This is a genomic window from Xenorhabdus vietnamensis (assembly GCF_002127535.1).
GTDB lineage: Bacteria > Pseudomonadota > Gammaproteobacteria > Enterobacterales > Enterobacteriaceae > Xenorhabdus > Xenorhabdus vietnamensis.
In genome coordinates, this window is the sequence record NZ_MUBJ01000023.1 from 22,887 (window position 1) to 43,248 (window position 20,362).

The 20,362-nt window shown below is 45.6% G+C and carries 17 protein-coding genes; 6 read left to right on the top strand and 11 right to left on the bottom strand.

Translation table 11 applies throughout. From position 1 onward, the window contains the following. Positions 1-19: 19 nt before the first annotated feature. Positions 20-1,543: a glycerol kinase GlpK gene (gene glpK, locus Xvie_RS16550; protein ID WP_086110286.1), complete on the bottom strand. Its 1,524-nt coding sequence runs from the start codon at positions 1,541-1,543 to the stop codon at positions 20-22. A gap of 88 nt (positions 1,544-1,631) precedes the next feature. Beyond that, complete coding sequence (locus Xvie_RS16555; RefSeq protein ID WP_086110287.1) at positions 1,632-2,429, bottom strand: MIP/aquaporin family protein; 798 nt, start codon at positions 2,427-2,429, stop codon at positions 1,632-1,634. A 323-nt stretch (positions 2,430-2,752) separates the two neighbouring features. On the opposite strand from Xvie_RS16555, the gene zapB reads away from it, so the two are divergent. Further along, positions 2,753-2,995: a cell division protein ZapB gene (zapB, locus tag Xvie_RS16560; RefSeq protein ID WP_086110288.1), complete on the top strand. Its 243-nt coding sequence runs from the start codon at positions 2,753-2,755 to the stop codon at positions 2,993-2,995. 114 nt (positions 2,996-3,109) lie between these two features. Here the strand turns inward: zapB and rraA are convergent, their stop codons facing one another. From rraA to priA, 7 genes are all read right to left on the bottom strand, one after another. Next, positions 3,110-3,631 carry a ribonuclease E activity regulator RraA gene (gene rraA, locus Xvie_RS16565; RefSeq protein WP_086110289.1) on the bottom strand — a complete coding sequence of 174 codons (522 nt, stop codon included), beginning with the start codon at positions 3,629-3,631 and terminating at the stop codon, positions 3,110-3,112. Between the two features lie 107 nt (positions 3,632-3,738). Next, positions 3,739-4,656 carry a 1,4-dihydroxy-2-naphthoate polyprenyltransferase gene (locus Xvie_RS16570; protein ID WP_086110317.1) on the bottom strand — a complete coding sequence of 306 codons (918 nt, stop codon included), beginning with the start codon at positions 4,654-4,656 and terminating at the stop codon, positions 3,739-3,741. A gap of 179 nt (positions 4,657-4,835) precedes the next feature. Next, on the bottom strand, positions 4,836-6,167 hold the full coding sequence (gene hslU, locus Xvie_RS16575) for an HslU--HslV peptidase ATPase subunit (protein WP_086110290.1): 1,332 nt from the start codon (positions 6,165-6,167) through the stop codon (positions 4,836-4,838). An 11-nt stretch (positions 6,168-6,178) separates the two neighbouring features. Continuing rightward, positions 6,179-6,709, bottom strand: coding sequence for an ATP-dependent protease subunit HslV (gene hslV / locus Xvie_RS16580; protein WP_086110291.1), 531 nt, complete (start codon positions 6,707-6,709; stop codon positions 6,179-6,181). Positions 6,710-6,846: 137 nt separating this feature from the next. Next, on the bottom strand, positions 6,847-7,683 hold the full coding sequence (gene ftsN / locus Xvie_RS16585; RefSeq protein ID WP_086110292.1) for a cell division protein FtsN: 837 nt from the start codon (positions 7,681-7,683) through the stop codon (positions 6,847-6,849). 72 nt (positions 7,684-7,755) lie between these two features. Then, on the bottom strand, positions 7,756-8,781 hold the full coding sequence (gene cytR / locus Xvie_RS16590) for a DNA-binding transcriptional regulator CytR (protein ID WP_086110293.1): 1,026 nt from the start codon (positions 8,779-8,781) through the stop codon (positions 7,756-7,758). Positions 8,782-9,075: 294 nt separating this feature from the next. Then, positions 9,076-11,274 (bottom strand): primosomal protein N', encoded by a 2,199-nt coding sequence (priA, locus tag Xvie_RS16595; RefSeq protein WP_086110294.1) that lies wholly within the window; start codon positions 11,272-11,274, stop codon positions 9,076-9,078. A gap of 238 nt (positions 11,275-11,512) precedes the next feature. Between priA and rpmE the strand changes: the two genes are divergently transcribed. Further along, complete coding sequence (gene rpmE, locus Xvie_RS16600) at positions 11,513-11,728, top strand: 50S ribosomal protein L31 (protein WP_086110295.1); 216 nt, start codon at positions 11,513-11,515, stop codon at positions 11,726-11,728. An 82-nt stretch (positions 11,729-11,810) separates the two neighbouring features. Here rpmE and metJ read toward each other — a convergent pair whose 3' ends face one another. Next, a complete protein-coding gene (gene metJ, locus Xvie_RS16605; RefSeq protein ID WP_086110296.1) occupies positions 11,811-12,128 on the bottom strand; it encodes a met regulon transcriptional regulator MetJ in 318 nt (105 codons plus the stop codon). A 292-nt stretch (positions 12,129-12,420) separates the two neighbouring features. On the opposite strand from metJ, the gene metB reads away from it, so the two are divergent. From metB to ppc, 4 genes are all read left to right on the top strand, one after another. Beyond that, complete coding sequence (gene metB / locus Xvie_RS16610) at positions 12,421-13,581, top strand: cystathionine gamma-synthase (RefSeq protein ID WP_086110297.1); 1,161 nt, start codon at positions 12,421-12,423, stop codon at positions 13,579-13,581. A gap of 9 nt (positions 13,582-13,590) precedes the next feature. After that, the gene (locus Xvie_RS16615) at positions 13,591-16,026 is read left to right on the top strand and encodes a bifunctional aspartate kinase/homoserine dehydrogenase II (RefSeq protein ID WP_086110298.1); all 2,436 of its coding nucleotides are present in this window, start codon (positions 13,591-13,593) and stop codon (positions 16,024-16,026) included. Between the two features lie 73 nt (positions 16,027-16,099). Then, positions 16,100-16,267 (top strand): hypothetical protein, encoded by a 168-nt coding sequence (locus Xvie_RS21680; protein WP_167376293.1) that lies wholly within the window; start codon positions 16,100-16,102, stop codon positions 16,265-16,267. A 200-nt stretch (positions 16,268-16,467) separates the two neighbouring features. Then, on the top strand, positions 16,468-19,104 hold the full coding sequence (gene ppc / locus Xvie_RS16620) for a phosphoenolpyruvate carboxylase (protein ID WP_139838871.1): 2,637 nt from the start codon (positions 16,468-16,470) through the stop codon (positions 19,102-19,104). Between the two features lie 167 nt (positions 19,105-19,271). Here ppc and metF read toward each other — a convergent pair whose 3' ends face one another. Continuing rightward, entirely contained in the window at positions 19,272-20,159 is an 888-nt protein-coding gene (metF, locus tag Xvie_RS16625; protein WP_086110299.1) for a methylenetetrahydrofolate reductase, read from the bottom strand. Between the last annotated feature and the right edge of the window lie 203 nt (positions 20,160-20,362).

Below are 20,362 nucleotides of genomic sequence, written 5' to 3' on the forward strand. Positions count from 1 at the left end.
GTTGTTTAATATCTTGCGGTTAGGCGCGATCTTCCCATTCTTGAGCACGGGCAACGGCTTTTTTCCAGCCATTGTATTTATGATTGCGCTCGGTCGTTTCGATTCCCGGGCGGAATTCTTTTTCGATTACTGCTTTGCTTTTCACTTCATCCAGATCACGCCAGAAGCCGACGGCCAGACCAGCAAGGAAAGCTGCACCTAAAGCAGTGCTCTCACGCACTTCAGGGCGTTCCACACGAGTGCCGAGGATATCGGATTGGAACTGCATCAGGAAGTTGTTGGCGACAGCTCCACCATCTACGCGCAGGGCTTGCAGGCGTGTACCTGCATCAGCCTGCATAGCATCCAGCACATCGCGGGTTTGGTAAGCGATGGATTCCAGTGTGGCACGAATAATGTGATTGCTATTGGCTCCGCGGGTCAGGCCAAAAATAGCACCTCGGGCGTAAGGATCCCAATACGGGGCGCCAAGACCAGTAAAGGCAGGAACAACATAAACACCATTGCTGTCTTTGACTTTAGTCGCGAAGTATTCCGAATCGGTAGCATCTGCAATGAGTTTCAGCTCATCACGTAGCCATTGAATGGATGCCCCACCAACAAATACTGCACCTTCCAGAGCATAATTAACTTCACCGCGTGGACCACAGGCAATAGTTGTCAACAGGCCGTGGTTGGAACGAACCGCATCTTTGCCTGTATTCATCAACAGAAAGCAACCGGTGCCGTAAGTATTTTTTGCCATTCCGGGGTGTACACACAGTTGTCCGTATAGTGCGGCTTGCTGATCGCCCGCAATGCCCGCGATAGGAATGCGAGTACCGCCTTTACCCCCGATATTAGTTTGCCCGTAGACTTCCGAGGATGCGGCAACTTTGGGCAGCATAACGCGGGGTATTTCCAACTCATCAAGGATTTTTTGGTCCCAGTCCAGATTATGGATATTGAACAGCATAGTACGGGAAGCATTGGTGTAATCGGTCACGTGTACACGTCCCTGAGTCATTTTCCAGACCAGCCACGTATCGACTGTACCGAATAAAAGTTCACCATTTTCAGCACGTAGGCGAACACCTTCAACGTTGTCCAAAATCCATTTTATTTTTGTACCGGAGAAGTAAGGGTCAACAACCAAACCTGTATTGTGGCGGATGTACTCTTCCAGTCCATCTTTTTGTTTCAGTTTGGTGCAGATGTCTGCTGTCCGGCGGCATTGCCATACAATTGCGTTATAAACGGGTTTGCCGGTTTCTTTTTCCCAGACAATAGTGGTTTCCCGTTGGTTTGTAATACCAATGCTGGCAATTTGATCAGAACGGATATCGGATTTTGCCAGTACTTCGACTAAGGTAGAGCTCTGGCTTGCCCAGATTTCCATCGGGTCATGCTCCACCCAGCCAGGTTTGGGATAGATTTGTGGAAATTCACGTTGTGAGATGCAGACAATATTAGCATTGTGATCAAATATAACTGCTCGTGAACTAGTTGTGCCCTGATCCAGAGCGACAATATATTTTTTTTCAGTACTATTTTCTGTTGTCATAACTATAACCTGGTTTTATTCAGTCATTCATTTTTATTGTTTTATTGGTTTGCCATATTTCAAATGGTAAAAGTTCAGTATGGCAAATTTAAACCTCGCGCGGTAAATGGCGAGTAATCAGTTTGCGGTAGCCAAAAGCACCTAAAATCGCGCCAACGATAGGAGCTACCAACGGAACAAGGCAATAAGGAATATCTCGACCTCCTGTTAGGGCAACATCTCCCCAACCAGTCAAGTAAGCCACTAATTTGGGGCCGAAGTCACGAGCTGGGTTCAGAGCAAATCCAGTTAAGGAACCAAATGAACCACCGATAACCGCAATGAGAATACCGATTAACAGAGGAGCCAAAGGCCCTCGAGGAATACCATTGCCATCATCTGTCAGGGACAGGATCAGGCACAATAGAACGGCCGCGATGATAACTTCAACGATAAATGCATTTAATACGGAGATCTGAGCAGCCGGATAAGTGGAGAAAACCCCAGCAGTAAAGAGGCTTTCCTGCGAGCCGCGAATGATGTCGTGAACTTGCTCATAATCCAGGAAAAGGTTGTAATACATCATGTAGATAATGAGTGCAGCGACAAAGCCTCCGAACATTTGGGCAATGATGTAAGGCAACACTTTTTTTCTGTCAAAGTTGGCAAATAGGCATAAAGCAATAGTAACTGCGGGGTTAAGATGTGCACCCGAAATACCGGCAGTAAGATAAACTGCCAGGGTGACACCAAAGCCCCAGATAATGCTGATTTCCCATAAGCCCAGTTGTGCTCCTGCAAGTCGGGCAGCAGCAACGCAGCCTAAGCCAAAAAAAACGAGCAATGCAGTACCCAGAAATTCGGAAATGCATTGTCCTGATAATGTTGGAGTGGTGGTCTGACTCATTTCTATATCCTATCATCCTATAAAAAGTACAGGGGAAAGAGATTAATTATTAGTCCCTTTTTATGCATTAAGAGAAAGATTTCTGTGAATTTATCGTTAATGCGCGTAAACGAGAAATAGCGAAATTGAAATCTGCGTGTTGCGTCAACAAAATGAGCGAATTCGCATTTATTTGGTGTTTTATTCGGCTTGGAAATGTGATCTTATGAACATTTGGTTTTGGTCACTATATTTCTCGTTATACCGCACATTGAAAGGATGAAACTAGACAGTCGTTAATAGGCTAAATACAATCAAGACATTGCTTACAAGAGGGCCCCAGAATGTCATTTGAAGTTTTTGAAAAACTAGAATCCAAAGTTCAGCAGGCGATTGATACCATCACTTTGTTGCAAATGGAAATGGAAGAATTAAAAGAAAAGAACGCGGTCTTATCTCAGGATGTTCAGAACATGACAGACAGCCGTGATTCTCTGGTACGTGAAAATGAGCAGCTCAAGCAAGAACAATCAGCATGGCAAGAGCGCTTACGCACCCTGCTAGGCAAGATGGAAGATGTACAATAAGGTATCCATGGATTAGCTGAAAAAGGGCGATAACTACGCCCTTTTTTATATTCCCTTTAACTTGATTAAATTAGGTCAGTTAATCGGAATATCTGTTTCCGTTTTTATCTGGGATTAGATTTCATCGTCGTCACGGTCTCCATCAAGCTCTTCGTCAATTTCCAGCGGAACTTCTGATAAAACGATGCCGGTATTGTCTGCGTAGAGATAGTCACCAGAGAAAAACGTTACACCACCGAAATTCACCCTGATATCACTTTCTCCCACTCCTCCGCTATTGGAGCCGGCAGGAATGGCAGCCATTGCCTGAATACCAATATCAAGTTCAGCGAGATAATCGACCTGACGCACAGCACCATAGACGACAATGCCTTCCCACCCATTATTGACGGCAAGTTGTGCCAGTTCTGCATCAACCAGTGCCTTGCGTACCGAGCCGCCACCATCAACGAGCAAAATGCGACCATGTCCATTTTCTTCAAGTAAGTCATAAAGAAGACCATTGTCTTCAAAACATTTCACTGTGATGATCTGACCACCAAATGAAGTACGCCCACCAAAGTTGGAGAAAAGTGGCTCTACCACATTTATATCTTCTTGATAGACATCACAAAGTTCGGAAGTATCATATTTCATGGGATTTACGTCTGGTTATGCAAGGAACGGACAGTATATCCTTTTAAAGCCAATGTTGGCAAAATCATCAATCTCAAAACTTGTGTGTAAAATTGATGCCTACTCGCTTAATTAAGTATCAATCCAATGGAAAACAGAATATTGGTCAGTAATGCAGCTTTGACCATTTGTACCAACTTGGGACGCATACCTTCAGGTGTCGGATCACGCAGCACTTGTACTATATGTTTCAATAACAGGGGAAAAGCGAGCAGGAACAACCAACTAAACCAATTATGCAGGTACAGGAGTGTGAAAATGGCAAAGCAGAGCATGGCGGTAACCAGAAGAGCAGCATGATAATAGCGAGCCTTTTTCCCTCCCAACCGGACAGCCAGAGTATTTTTGCCGTTTTGGCGATCATTTTCGATATCGCGTAAGTTATTAATATTCAAAACTGCCACGGAGAGTAAGCCACAGGCAGTTGCGGGCAAAATGGTACTGATGGAAAAAGTACGGGTTTGCAGATAGTAAGTACCAAGAACACTCAACCAGCCGAAAAAAATCAGGACAGAAATATCTCCCAGCCCGATATAACCATAAGGGCGAGTACCCACCGTATAAGTGATAGCTGCGACAATCGCCAGTAATCCCAGAATCAAGAAACCGATAATGTCGCCTGGGCTGTTGCTGGCTACAGTGATGAGGGAAATTCCTGATAAACAAGAGAGCAGCACGGTGATCTTCAATGCATTTTTCATCTGCTTTGCAGTAATCAGACCTTTTTGCATGCCACGCATTGGGCCAATGCGTTTTCCTGTATCGCTGCCTTTGGTGACATCACCATAATCGTTGGCAAGATTAGAAAGAATTTGCAGTATGGCTGCGGTTAATAAAGCCAATAATGCGACAGGCCATTTGAAATGCCCCATCCATGACGCAAGAGCTGAACCGGTTACGACGGCAGCAACGGCCAGTGGGAGCGTTTTAGGGCGTAAGCTTTCCAGCCATGCCTGTGTCTGGCTGATAGACGTTGTTGAGCTCATATTGTCACTGTTTGTCATTATGATTGGTGTAATAAATTTTATACCATTGAAAATAAAAAAATGGGAGGCTAAAAGCCTCCCTGTTTCGCGATCTTTCTATTATTTCGCGTCTTTTTCACGTTAAATTGCTCACGTGAATAAGTCCGGCAAATTGATTCTAATCAAGCCAATATGACTGATTACAAAATAAACCGACTCAAATCTTCATCTGCAACCAGTTCGTCCAAGTGTTCTTTGACATAATCGGAATTGATTTCAACAGATTGTCCTTGACGTTCGCTGGCATCAAAAGAGATGTCTTCCATCATGCGTTCAAGAACGGTGTGCAGACGACGGGCACCAATGTTTTCAGTTGTTTCATTCACTTGCCATGCCGCTTCCGCAATTTTACGGATTCCGTCAGCCGTGAATTCGATTCCCATGCCTTCAGTTGCCATCAGGGCTTTGTATTGCTCAGTCAATGAAGCATTAGGCTCGGTCAGAATACGTTCAAAGTCTTCAGTGGTCAGGGCTTGCAATTCAACGCGGATTGGCAGGCGACCCTGAAGTTCCGGGATCAGATCAGAAGGGCTGGAAACCTGAAACGCACCGGAGGCAATGAACAGGATGTGATCCGTTTTGACCATGCCATGTTTAGTGGAAACTGTGCAGCCTTCTACAAGTGGCAACAAATCGCGTTGAACACCTTCACGGGAAACATCTGGGCCGGAAGTTTGACCGCGTTTACAAATTTTATCGATCTCATCAATGAAAACGATGCCGTGTTGTTCAACTGCATCAATGGCCTGCTGTTTCAGTTCTTCAGGATTGACCAGTTTTGCGGCTTCTTCTTCGATCAGCAGTTTGAATGCGTCTTTAATTTTCATCTTGCGATTTTTTTGACGCTGGCCTGCCAGATTTTGGAACATGGACTGCAATTGATTCGTCATCTCTTCCATGCCGGGAGGTGCCATGATTTCAACACCAACTGGGGAGGCTGAAACTTCGATTTCAATTTCTTTCTCGTCTAACTGGCCTTCACGCAATTTCTTGCGGAATGCCTGACGGGTTGAGGATGGCTCAGATTGAGGTTCTGCTTGTCCCCAGTTATTTTTTGCCGGTGGCAGCAGGACATCCAGAATACGCTCTTCTGCTAACTCTTCGGCACGATAGCGGTTTTTCTCAATCGATTGCAGGCGCACCATTTTTACTGCGGCGTCAGTCAGATCACGAATGATGGAATCGACTTCTTTACCGACATAACCGACTTCGGTGAATTTAGTTGCTTCAACCTTGATAAAGGGAGCATTGGCCAGTTTTGCCAGACGACGGGCAATCTCGGTTTTACCGACACCGGTTGGGCCTATCATCAAAATATTTTTTGGAGTGACTTCATGGCGCAGTGATTCATCTAACTGCATACGACGCCAGCGGTTACGCAGGGCAATAGCAACAGCACGTTTTGCTTTATCCTGACCGATAATGTGGTTGTTAAGCTCGCTGACAATTTCGCGAGGGGTCATTTCAGACATACTCTCTATCCTTACGCTTTCGAAGGCAGTTCTTCGAAGTTGTGATTATGGTTGGTGTAGATGCAGATATCGCCGGCGATGGTCAGAGCACGTTCCGCGATTTCTCTGGCGCTGAGTTCGGTTGTTTCCAACATAGCGCGGGCAGCTGCCTGTGCGTATGAGCCACCGGAACCAATGGCGATAAGGTCATTCTCTGGCTGAATCACATCACCGTTACCTGTAATAATCAGAGAAGCATTTTCATCTGCGACTGCAAGCAGGGCTTCCAGCTTGCGCAGCATGCGATCTGTTCGCCAGTCTTTGGCAAGTTCAACGGCTGCTTTGGTCAGATGCCCTTGATGCATCTCGAGTTTCCGCTCAAACAGCTCGAACAGCGTGAAAGCATCTGCAGTACCGCCGGCAAAACCCGCGATGACCTTGTCATTGTAAAGGCGGCGCACTTTGCGGACATTGCCTTTCATAACGGTATGACCCATTGTTGCTTGTCCGTCACCGCCGATGACGACTTTGCCGTTACGGCGAATACTTACGATTGTAGTCACGAGTTAGCCCCTGGTTACAAAATAAAAAATAGTACACACGGAGCATTAATTGGTTATCCCACAATTGCTTGCGCACTGCTGATAAAAGCACCATGTGTATGTTATTAGAGATTAAGATGGGGGAGTTTTCCGTTTTTTCAACCCCCGGTAGGGCGGAGAATACAGCCGGGTACACCTGCTCCTGCAACGCGTTCGCGCATTTTTTCAGCGCTGGGCTTGTTTCTATAAGGGCCAAGTACAACACGGTTCCAATTATCTTTTGTGGCAATCTGACTCTCAATGCCTGCAAATGCAAGGTTCGCACGGACAGACTCCGCTTGTTCCATTGCTCGGAAAGAGCCACATTGTAGCATCAATTTCGAGTTATTTTTTTCAGGCTTTGGTTTGCCAGCTTCACTGGTGCTTTGAATAGGGGCTGCTGGCTTTTGTTCTGACGAGTGTTGTCCGGCTTGTTGTTGGGTATGTTGCTGCTGCGCATATTCATATTGTTGTGCAGGCGGATTAATCAAGACCCGTGAACGTGGAACGAGTTCACTGTTATAAGGTACCTCTTTCAATAAAATAGGCGGCTGGCGCATGTCTGCCTGCATTTGCTCGAGTAGTTGCTTCTGTTCTGCCGTTAATTGGGGAGCCTGGTTTAACGGCTCGTTCAATGTTGATGTTGCATTGGGGTCTTGTATTGGAGATTCATTAACAGGACGATTTTCCAATTCTTTTATATAACTCCAACGCTCTTCTGGTTTTGGTGGCAGGCTATATTCCTTGGTTTGATGGTTGGACTTTGGGCTATTTTGTACACTTTTTTCCTTCTGATTGTGTGCAATGAAATAAAGTCCACCAATAAACATGACCATCAATACCGCAGCAACGGCTAATGTAGTTTTGGATAATCCTTGAGCTTGATTTTTTTTCTTACCCGTATTTTTCCGGCGGGGATTGCTACGCCCGCGACTTACATAATCTCGTTGTGCCACTGTTTAATTCGCTGAGTTATTTAAAAGATTAAGGAATAGATAACTAATGTTACTTAAGCTGGCGTTATTTGCCTAGCTTTTAGGCGAACAAGTGCTTGCTCGAATGATCAATTCTGCTTCCAATAACCTTGAGTCTTTGGAAACTAAGCGGCCTTGTAGCTGTTCCAGCAACAATAGAATGGAATTATGCCCAATTTCATAACGAGGTTGTTTCACTGTGGTTAGGGCTGGTTCGCAGTATTGAGCCAGATTTAAATTATCGAAACCAACGACAGAGAGGTCTTCTGGTAATTTTAATCCCATCTTTTTAGCTTGCCATATTGCTCCCATGGCCATGACATCGCTATGACAGAAAATAGCGCTTGGAGGTTCAGGCAGGGTAAGCAAGCTTTCCGCCAATGTGGAGCCACTTTCGTGAGTGAAATCACCGCGGACAATATATTCTTCGCGAATTTCTACCTCTGTGCGCCGCAATGCCTGAATGTAACCTTGCAAGCGATAGTGGCACAGTGGCATGGTTTCCGGCCCTGTAATACAGGCTATGCGTTTGTGCCCTAATTTTTGTAAGTGATGGGTGGCATTAAAGGCTGCTGTCAGATTGTCAATATGGACGGTAGGCAATTCCAGCTCCGGCGCGAATTCATTGGCCATGACCATTGGCGGCAGATTCTTTTGTTCTTCTTTGGAAACATCGAAAGGAATGTTGGAACCCAGTAATACCATACCATCAATACGTTTGGTGATCAGAAGATTGATAAATGCATGTTCTTGTTGCTGCTGATGTTTGCAATCGCCAATCAGAACTAAGTAACCATGTTCTGCCGCCGTTTCTTCAATACCCCGAATGACTTCAGTAAAGAAAGGATCACTGATATTGGGAACGATAACCAAGATTGTCCTGGATTCATTGCGTCGTAAGTTTTTGGCTAGATTGTGGGGATAGTAACCAACTTCCAATACCGCATTCTCAACTTTTTGTCGCGTGCGTGCAGAAACCTTGTCAGGACTCATTAGTGTTCTTGATACAGTTGCGGTAGAAACACCAGCCACTTTGGCAACATCTTTCATGGTTGCCAACGCGCAATTCTTTTTTTCCATAGGTTCACTCCTCACTTTCCACAGGCAGCGAAACGATTGCTCTCCGGCTGCTAAAAAAAAGCCAGTCATTCCTTAGAGAGGAACGCTGGCAGATTGATTTCTACAATCATATTAATAGATTCATTTTAAACCGATTAATAGATCAATCCGTTACTTTGTTTACACAAAAAATGTGATATGAATCATTTCTTAGAGATACTTCGCAAATTGGAGAAATAATTGTCTCTATTTTTCTAAAAATGTTCGGCCTAATTTTGGTGCTTTGCGATGACACGCAATTTTCTATTTCTGTCATTAACCTTCTGTGGGATCAACATCAATATTCCATTTTACTTTACGTGATTGCGGGAGTGCTGTGATTTGGGGATAGATCTCAGCCATCATTTTTTGTAGAAAAATGCGAGAAGGATGTTGAACCATCAATTGCCAGCGATAACGTCCGCTTCGTTTGGCCTGTAATGCGGGTACTGGCCCCATGATCCATAAATGATCACCGTACTGTGGATGATGTTCAAACAGTTGACGCATTTGTTGTAAAAATGCGGGAGCTTGCTGATTATCGTGATCTTCTGAGCGGAGCAGGATATGGCTGGCAAAAGGCGGCAGATGAACTTGCTGGCGTTCTTCCATCGCTTGCCGGGCAAAGGCATCGTAGCCTTTTTCTAACAACACTTGCAAAAGTGGATGCTCAGGATGGTGAGTCTGGAGGACAACTTCTCCCCGTTTTCCTGCTCGTCCTGCCCGACCCGAGACTTGGGTATATAGCTGGGCAAAGCGCTCTGCTGCCCGAAAATCAGCAGAAAACAGGGCGCCATCGACATCCAGTAAGGCAACCAGTGTCACATCAGGGAAATGGTGGCCTTTTGCCAACATTTGGGTGCCAATCAAAATACGCGCCCCACCTTGATGTACTTCGGCAAGTTGTTGTTCCAGCGCTCCCTTGCGGCTGGTGGTATCACGGTCAATACGGGTGACAGGAACATTGGGGAACAGTTTTGTAATTCCATCTTCAAGCTGTTCAGTACCTAAACCAACGGGAATTAAGTTAGTGGAGCCGCATTGTGGGCATTGGCGAGGGATTGGACGCTGGCTGTCACAGTGATGGCAACGCAGGTAGCGATGGCTTTGATGCAGGGTGTAATAGTGATCACATCGTTGGCATTCAGCTATCCAGCCACATTCGTGGCAGAGCAGGGCAGGGGAATAGCCACGACGGTTCAGAAACAGGATGACCTGATTATCAGCCTTGAGGTGTTCGCTGATGCGATTGATGAGTGGTTGTGATAATCCAACAGTCAGTGGCAAGCCTTTAAGATCCAATAAATGCTGAGTTGCTGGCTGGGCATGACCTGCTCGTTGGGTTAAGGCGAGTTGGCGATATTTTCCTTGTTGTACATTATACAGTGTTTCCAGTGCGGGGGTGGCGGTGCCCATAATGATCGGAATTCCCTCTTTTTTAGCACGGAACACCGCTAGATCGCGCGCATGATAACGCCAGCCTTCTTGCTGTTTGTAAGAACTGTCATGTTCTTCATCAATAATGATAACGCCAAGATGGGCAAATGGGGTAAACAGGGCCGAGCGCGTACCGATAACGATGGCATTTTCCCCTCTTTTCGCCCTCAGCCAAACCGTCAGCCGTTCGCTGTCATTCAGGGCTGAGTGCAGAACATCAATTGGCGCGTTGAAACGTTCCCTGAAACGGCGGATAGTCTGTGGAGTCAGGCCAATTTCTGGTACTAAAATTAGTGCTTGTTTGCCTTGTGCAAGAATGTTTTCCAGTACACTGAGATATATTTCCGTTTTACCTGATCCCGTGATACCTGCCAGCAGCCACGGAGAAAAGGTTTGATCTTCTGCACGAATGGCGCCTACCGCAGTCGCTTGCTCTGTATTGAGTTTTAACCTTTCGCCGATGGTTTGAAAATGCGCATACCAGTTTTCAGCTTCTGGCTGGATGGGATGCAGAGCAATCAGTGATTTTTTTTTCAGTGATTGCAGTGCACTTTCACTTAACTCCAGTTCAGAAACTTGATGGCGATAAATGGGATGTTGGCACAAAGCGGCTAAAGCTTTCTGCTGTTTGGTGGAGCGTTTGAGTTGTGCAATAGGAAACTCACGACCAGCGTCGGTGACTTGCCATTGCCAGAGTGGGGAGAATTCTGCTGGTTTTCCCTGTCTCAGCAAGACAGGCAGGGCATGGAATAAAACTTCGCCCAGCGGATAGTGATAATAGCTGGCTGCCCATTGGAGTAACTGCCAGAGATCATTAGGAAAAAGGGGATAGACATCAAGAATAGTAGAAATAGACTTGAGTTGTTCAGGAGGGAATTCGCTGCTGTCTGCGATACCTGTGACGATACCTATTGCATTCCGTTTACCAAAAGGCACGAGTACTCGAATACCGATAGCTGGTAAAGGTAATCCTGTAGGCAGTAGATAATCAAACGAGCGTGTGAGGGGGACAGGCAACGCAACCTGAACAACTGTCATAAGGCGATTTCCGGATAATTAACGACCAGATAAAAGAATATATAAAAAAATATAGTGATAAGGGTATCATAGCAAATGAGCAGATTTCATTGCGCAATAAACAGATATTCTGTATGATCCGCCGCCTTTGGTATAGAAATTACCGAAACTTATTTTTATCAACACGATTATCAACACGACGTGTGGTGTCTGGCGGTAACAAGGCTGGATAGCGACACGGCCTGAACAGAGGTTTCCCATGAAAGAAGGTATCCATCCTAAATACGAAGAAGTTACTGCATCTTGTTCTTGCGGTAATGTAATCAAAATCAACTCTACTGTAGGTCACAACCTGAACCTGGACGTTTGTGGTGAATGCCACCCGTTCTATACTGGTAAGCAGCGTGACGTTGCAACTGGTGGCCGTGTTGATCGCTTTAACAAACGTTTCAGCGTACCAGGCGCTAAGAAGTAATGACTTTTCCCGGCTTGTAATCTATACAGGCTGGATAGTTGAAACAAAAACGCCCGATGCAAAACATCGGGCGTTTTTGTTATCAATATTCCCATGTCTCAGGATCAATACCTAGCTCACGCATCATGATTTTCGCTGCTTCTGGGATTTCATCATGGCGCTCTTTGCGCAAATCATTATCATTAGGCAGAGGTTGTCCAGTGAACGCATGGAGAAAAGCTTCACACAGTAATTCGCTGTTTGTTGCATGACGTAGATTATTCACCTGACGACGGGTGCGTTCATCAGTCAGGATTTTCAATACCTTCAGCGGAATTGAAACTGTAATTTTTTTGACCTGTTCGCTTTTTTTGCCATGTTCAGCATAAGGGCTGACATACTCACCATTCCACTCAGCCATGAGATACCTTAAATAGTTTTTGAACCAAGTAATTGAGATCAGAAGTTGGAGGGGATTTCTGACCTGTTTTCATGTCGATAATGCGGTAGTCTAGCATATTTCACCTATCGTCTATATCGCTCCATCCGCACTAATTTATAAAATATAACCAGAAGACATATAAAATGTAATGACACTCATTGAATCGCGGTATTAAACCGTAAAATATTTTGGATGTCTAGATGTATTGACGTCCATATCTCCAGTGGTTATTCTTGCATGACGCCAATAATAACGATGATGGGGAAAGGCTATGGGATGTAAGCAAGCGACAATTGCGGTTCACAGTGGTTCAAATATTGATGAACAATATGGTTGTGTTGTTCCGCCTATCTATCTTTCCAGCACTTACAACTTTACGGGGTTCAATGAACCCAGGGCTCATGATTATTCCCGCCGTGGCAATCCTGGCCGTGATGTTGTCCAACAGGTGTTGGCAGAACTGGAAGGGGGCGCAGGCGCAGTCATGACCAGCAGTGGCATGTCTGCTATCCATCTGCTTTGTACCGTATTCCTGAAACCAGGGGATTTATTGGTAGCTCCCCATGATTGCTATGGCGGCAGTTATCGTCTTTTTGACAGTCTGAGTAAACGCGGTGCATACAATGTGATTTTTGTTGATCAATCAGATCAACAGGCATTGAAACAGGCGTTGGCTAAAAAGCCCAAGCTGGTATTGATTGAAACACCGAGCAATCCTCTGTTGCGGATCGTTGATATTCAATACATTTGTGGATTGGCTCATGAAGTTGGGGCATTGGCTATCGTCGATAACACCTTCTTAAGCCCCGTATTGCAAAAGCCATTGGATTTAGGGGCTGATTTAGTGGTTCATTCCTGTACTAAATATTTGAATGGACACTCTGATCTCATTGCAGGAGCAATTATCGCCAAGGAATCAGCCATTGCTGATGATTTGGCTTGGTGGGCGAATAATATCGGAGTAACAGCAGGGGCCTTTGACAGCTATTTGCTACTGCGTGGTATTCGTACATTATCTGCCCGTGTATTGCTTCAGCAAAACAATGCTGTTGCTGTTGTGGATTACCTGCAGCAGCAGACTCAAGTGAAAAAACTTTTTTATCCTGCATTGAAGAACCATCCCGGACATGAAATTGCCGTTAAACAACAGCGAGGTTTTGGGGCAATGCTAAGTTTTGAACTGGATGGTGATGAACAGACCATGCGTCGTTTTTTATCTGCGTTAAGATTATTTACTTTGGCTGAATCTCTTGGTGGTGTGGAATCGTTGATTTCTCATACCGCAACAATGACACACGCGGGAATGTCAGCAGAAGCAAGGGCTCAGGCAGGGATTACGGATTTGCTTCTTCGTGTCTCTGTAGGAATTGAAGATAGTCAGGATTTAATAGCTGATCTGGACAATGCGTTTCAGGCAGCGGCAACGAGGTAATCATTAATCATGAGTGCACTGGCAACAGCGGGGGCGGAATCGGGCCGTCAGTTACATAAATTTGGTGGCAGTAGTCTGGCCAATGTGAAATGCTATCAGCGGGTTGCTGAAATTATGGCGAACTACAGCCAGCCGGGTGATTTGATGGTGGTATCGGCAGCAGGGAGTACGACCAATCAGCTGATCGACTGGCTTAAACTGAGTCAGAGTGACCGGATATCAGCGCATCAAATACAGCAATCCCTACGGCGCTACCAGCAAGAGTTGATCCGTGGTTTGTTGCCCGAAGCCGTTGCAGAGGAACTGAGTGCAATGTTTATCGCTGATCTGGAAAGATTGAGTGCATTGCTGGATAAACCCATCACAGACATCACATATGCAGAAGTAGTGGGACACGGGGAAATCTGGTCTGCACGTTTGATGGCTTCGGTGCTTGAAAATCAGGGGCTCCCTAGTGCATGGCTGGATGCGCGTAAATTTCTGCGGGCAGAGCGTGTTGCCCAGCCGCAAGTTGATGTCAGCTTATCCCAGCCCCTGTTTAGCCAGTTATTGATTCAAAACCCCAATAAGCGTTTAGTGGTTACCGGTTTTATTTCCAGTAATCAGAGTGGTGAAACTGTATTGTTGGGGCGCAATGGCAGCGATTATTCAGCTACCCAAGTCGGGGCTTTGGCTGGAGCCAAAAAGGTCACGATTTGGAGCGATGTGGCGGGGGTCTACAGTGCTGATCCGCGTAAAGTCAAAGATGCTTGCCTGCTGCCGTTGCTGCGTTTGGATGAAGCCAGTGAATTGGCACGCTTGGCAGCGCCCGTTCTTCATACTCGCACATTGCAGCCTGTCTCCATCAGCGATATTGATCTGCAATTGCGTTGCAGTTACCAGCCTGAACAAGGTTCCACCCGTATTGAACGGGTGCTGGCTACAGGAACAGGGGCAAAAATCGTTACCAGTCATGAGGATGTTTGCCTGATTGAACTGCATGTTTCTTCAGCCCACGATTTCAAGCAAATCAACAAGGATATTGATTCTTTATTGAAGCGCACTCAGATTCGTCCATTGGCAACAGGGCTGCATGCAGATTGCAACCTGATCCAGCTTTGCTATACCTCTGAGGTTGTGAATAGCGTTCTTGATGTTTTGCAGGATGCCTCCTTGCCCGGCAAACTTTCTTTACGTGAAGGTTTGGCACTGGTGGCTCTGGTTGGGGCGGGTGTATGCAAGAATCCGCTGCATAGCCATCGTTTTTATCAACAATTAAAAGATCAGCCGGTTGAATTTATCTGGCATGCGGAAGATGGCATCAGTCTTGTTGCCGTACTGCGTTCGAATCAGACATTGCATTTGATTCAGGGGTTACACCAAAGCCTGTTCCGGGCAGAAAAGCGTATCGGTTTGATGCTGTTTGGTAAAGGAAATATTGGTTCTCGCTGGCTGGAGCTGTTTGCTCGTGAACAGAAGAATATTTCTGCTCGCAGCGATTTTGAATTTATTCTGGCGGGTATCGTCGATAGTCGTCGGAGTCTGTTGAATTATCAGGGAATTGATGCGAGTCGGGCGTTGGCATTCTTTGATGATGAAGCGACTGAACATGAAGAGGAAGCTCTGTTTTTGTGGATGAGGGCACATCCTTATGACGATTTGGTCGTACTGGACGTCACGGCAAGTGGAGAATTGGCCGCAGAGTACATTTATTTTGCCAGCTATGGCTTCCACGTAATCAGCGCCAACAAAATTGCCGGCTCTTCCGACAGCAATACATATCGCATGATCCGTGATGCTTTTGCAAAAACAGGCAGTCACTGGTTATACAACGCTACGGTTGGTGCGGGGTTGCCGATTAACTATTCCGTCAGAGATCTGCGGGAAAGCGGTGATACTATCCTTTCCATCAGTGGGGTTTTTTCCGGAACATTATCTTGGTTGTTCCTGCAGTTTGATGGTTCTGTGCCTTTCAGTGAATTAGTGGAACAAGCATGGCAGCAGGGGTTGACAGAACCTGATCCACGCATTGATCTTTCTGGTCAGGATGTGATGCGAAAACTGGTTATTCTGGCTCGTGAAGCCGGTTATGAGATCGAGCCTGATCAAGTGCGTATTGAGTCTTTAGTACCGAAAGAGGCGCGGCTCGGCTCCATTGAGGAATTCTTTGAAAACAGCGCTGCCATTAATGCGCAGATGCTGCAACGATTGGAGGCAGCACGGGAAATGGGCATGGTACTGCGGTATGTTGCGCGTTTTGATGCCAGCGGTAAGGCGAAAGTTGGCGTGGAAGCGGTACGTGATGATCATCCATTGGCTTCACTGTTGCCGGCAGATAATGTTTTTGCGATAGAGAGCCGCTGGTATCGTGACAATCCATTAGTGATCCGCGGACCGGGAGCCGGACGAGATGTCACGGCGGGAGCAATCCAGTCAGATTTAAATCGTCTGTCGCAGCTTCTGTAGCCCAGTATTCTATAGGCAGAGATTTTTTTCTGTCGATTAGGTTTTTGAACGGATTTTGGCAGGGACATGAAGGATGATCCCTGCTAATTGCAGAAAAATTGCAGAAAAAGGGTTGTTTATTCAATCATCGCTCCCAGTTGGTATCGCCATCCCATCAGGCTCTTTTGAAAAGATAAAACTTGTTGAAAATAAGCAAGATTTATTGAGTACAAGCAAGAAAAGAAATCGAATTATCTTATAAAAAAGAAATCCAGATTAAATTTCATAAAATCCGCCCAAATTGTTTATTTTCTGATATGAATAGCATGTCAGAGATAAACAAAAGAATATTCTCTACAGCAAAACATGAAGCATTTTAGACAGAAAAAATAGGGTAAATGCCAATTGAGCCAGTCTTCTGGTGAAATGGATGACATACAGCAACACAAGGCCAGAAACCACATGAATCAACAATATTCCGCAATGCGAAGTAATGTCAGTATGCTCGGTAAGTTGCTGGGCGATACAATTAAAGAAGCTTTGGGAGAAGATATTCTTGATAAAGTTGAAACAATCAGGAAGTTGTCCAAATCATCCCGCGCAGGCAATGAAACCCACCGTCAGCAGCTTTTATCGACACTGGAAAATTTATCTAATGATGAATTATTGCCTGTTGCCCGTGCGTTTAATCAGTTTTTAAATCTGACTAATGTTGCTGAACAATATCATAGCATCTCTCCACATGGCGAAGCGGCAAGCAACCCGGTAGCGTTGGCAGCGCTGTTCAATCGGCTCAAAGATAAACAATTCAGTAATGATGAGTTGGTCAATGCGGTCAATGAACTGGCGATTGAATTGGTTCTGACTGCCCATCCGACAGAAATTGCCCGCCGCACCCTGATTCATAAACTGGTTGAAGTTAATGGTTGTCTGGCACAGCTTGATCACGATGATTTGGCGGATTATGAACGCAATAACATTATGCGCCGGTTGCGTCAGTTGATTGCCCAATCATGGCATACTGATGAGATACGTAAGATTCGCCCAACCCCAATTGATGAAGCAAAATGGGGTTTTGCTGTTGTCGAAAATAGCTTGTGGGAAGGTGTGCCGGCATTCCTGCGTGAATTCAATGAGCAACTGCAAGAGTCCATTGGTTATAGTCTGCCGGTGGAAGCCGTACCAGTGCGCTTTACCTCTTGGATGGGAGGGGATCGTGATGGTAACCCTAATGTTACCGCTGAAATTACCCGTCATGTCTTGCTGCTTAGTCGTTGGAAAGCTGCAGAGCTGTTCCTGAAAGATATTCAGATTTTAGTTTCTGAACTCTCCATGTCGGAGTGTACGCCTGAACTTCGCCAAATGGCGGGAGGTGAGCAGGTTTCAGAACCTTACCGTGAGATTGCCAAGCAATTGCGGACGCAATTAAGCAACACGCTGGCTTATCTGGAAAAACTCCTTAAAGGTGAACAAGCCCTGCCACCCGCGGATTTACTGTTGCATAACGAACAATTATGGCAACCGCTATATGCCTGTTATCAATCCCTGAAAGATTGTGGCATGGAAATTATCGCGAATGGGCAATTGCTGGATACCTTGCGCCGCATTCGTTGCTTTGGTTTGTCTTTGGTGCGTATTGATATCCGTCAGGAAAGTACCCGCCATACCGATGCGATTGCTGAACTGACGCAATATCTGGAAATGGGAGATTATGAGGGCTGGCCTGAAACTGAAAAACAGGCATTCCTGCTACGTGAATTGCAGTCAAAACGTCCCCTGATCCCACATGATTGGCAGCTAAGCGCAGAAACTCAAGAGGTTTTCGATACCTGTAAAGTTATTGCTGAATCACCACAAGATGCGATTGCGGCTTATGTTATTTCCATGGCGAAAGTTCCTTCTGATGTGTTGGCAGTGAAATTGTTGCTGAAGGAAGCGGGATGTTCATTGTCATTACCGGTTGCCCCGTTGTTCGAAACCCTTGATGACCTTAATAATGCAGAAAGTGTAATTCGGCAACTGTTGGGGATTGAATGGTATCGCGATCTGATTAAGGACAAACAGATGGTGATGATTGGTTACTCAGATTCAGCCAAAGATGCGGGAGTGATGGCGGCATCGTGGGCACAATATCGGGCACAAGATGCATTAATCAAAGTATGTGAACAAGAAGGCGTAACACTGACTCTGTTTCACGGACGCGGTGGCACAATTGGTCGCGGTGGTGCACCTGCACATTCTGCTTTGCTTTCCCAACCGCCGGGTAGCCTGAAAGGAGGGTTTCGCGTAACGGAACAGGGAGAAATGATCCGCTTTAAGTTTGGTTTGCCGCAGGTGACGATCAGCAGCTTGGCCTTGTATGCCAGTGCGATTCTGGAAGCAAACTTATTGCCACCGCCGGAACCAAAACCGGAATGGCATCAGGTTATGGACACGCTTTCGGATGTTTCTTGTGATATGTATCGTGATTATGTGCGTGAGCAACCGGAATTTGTGCCTTATTTTCGGGCAGCAACACCTGAGCAAGAATTGGCAAAACTGCCTTTGGGTTCACGACCTGCTAAACGACGCCCGATGGGGGGTGTTGAAAGTTTGCGAGCGATCCCGTGGATATTTGCATGGACACAAAACCGTCTGATGCTTCCGGCATGGCTGGGTGCTGGCGCGGCGCTACAACGGGTGATTGATGCGGGCAATTTGTCGGTTTTAACGGATATGTGCCGCGATTGGCCATTTTTCAATACGCGTATTGCCATGTTAGAGATGGTGTTTGCCAAAGCAGATTTATGGTTAGCGGAATATTATGATCAGCGTTTGGTCGAACCGAAGTTGTGGTCACTGGGAGTTAAATTACGCAACCAACTTGCGGAAGATATCAAAACAGTATTGACCATTTCACAAGATGAGCAATTGATGGCGGATTTGCCGTGGATCGCAGAATCTATCGCATTGCGTAACGTGTATACCGATCCATTGAACGTACTACAGGCCGAATTATTACAGCGTTCCCGTCAGCAGGAAAATCCTGATCCGCATCTTGAACAGGCGTTGATGGTAACGATTGCCGGTGTTGCGGCAGGAATGCGTAATACGGGATAGTTTTTTAAAAGTTTTTCAAGCACCAAAGCCGAATGGGAAACTGTTTGGCTTTTTGCGTTTTAATCTGCTTAAAGAAAGAGTTATCTACAGTGACGCCGAACTATCATCTAGCCCGGCTTCTGCGGTTGTAAAACTTGTAATGGGTAACTTGCAATGCAATAGATAAATCAAGAAGGACGCACTCCCAAAGTATGGCAAATGGCATAACTTAATTCTGCTCGGTTCAGGGTATAAAAATGAAAATCTTTTACGCCTTCACGACTGAGGATTTTTACCATATCCATAGCAATAGATGCGCCGACTAAACTTCGGCTTTCCGGATCATTATCCAATCCTTCAAACATTCTGGTCATCCAGCTTGGAATACGAACGTTAGTTATCGTGGCAAATCGTTGTAACTGACGAAAGTTTGAGACAGGTAAAATTCCCGGCACGATTTCCACATCAATCCCCGTTGCGACACAGCGATCGCGAAAACGTAGATAACTCTCCACGTCAAAAAAGAATTGAGTAATAGCGCGATTGGCTCCGGCATCAATTTTACGTTTTAAATTGATCAAGTCTGCCTGTGCACTTTTCGCTTCTGGATGCACTTCTGGATAAGCGGCAACAGAGATATCAAAATCCGCTTCTTTTTTTAATAGCTCAACTAAATCTGCACCATACATTTCTGGTTTACAACCGTTAGCCGGTAAATCACCACGCAATGCCACAATATGACGAATGCCGTTTTGCCAATAATCATGAGCAATGTTGCTTAGTTCTCCACGGCTGGCATCAATGCAAGTCAGGTGTGGGGCTGCATCAAGGCCAGTTTTTTCTTTAATACCCTTGATAATGCTATGAGTGCGATCACGTTCGCCAGAGTTGGCACCATAGGTAACAGAAACAAACTTAGGCTTCAGCTTGCTCAAGCGATCAATGGATTTCCACAGAGTTTGCTCCATCTCAGCCGTTCTGGGTGGAAAGAATTCAAAGGAAACACGAATTTGCCCTTCAAGTTCAGCCAGATTCTGGTTCAGCGCTTCTCGCTGATTAGCGTGAAAAAAACTCATACCCTGTGCCCTCATGAACAAACGGAACTTTTGCCCGCTTATTTTTAGATGTTTAAATGTTTATATGTCTATACGTTTGGACGTCTAAATAGAATGGGTGAAGTGGGTTTTTTAGTCAATAAAGAAATGGCTCATTCCCAATGAGGAATATTCAAAGTGATCAGGAAAGAAATTCATGTTGGAGAGGCGGCGTGAAAATACTG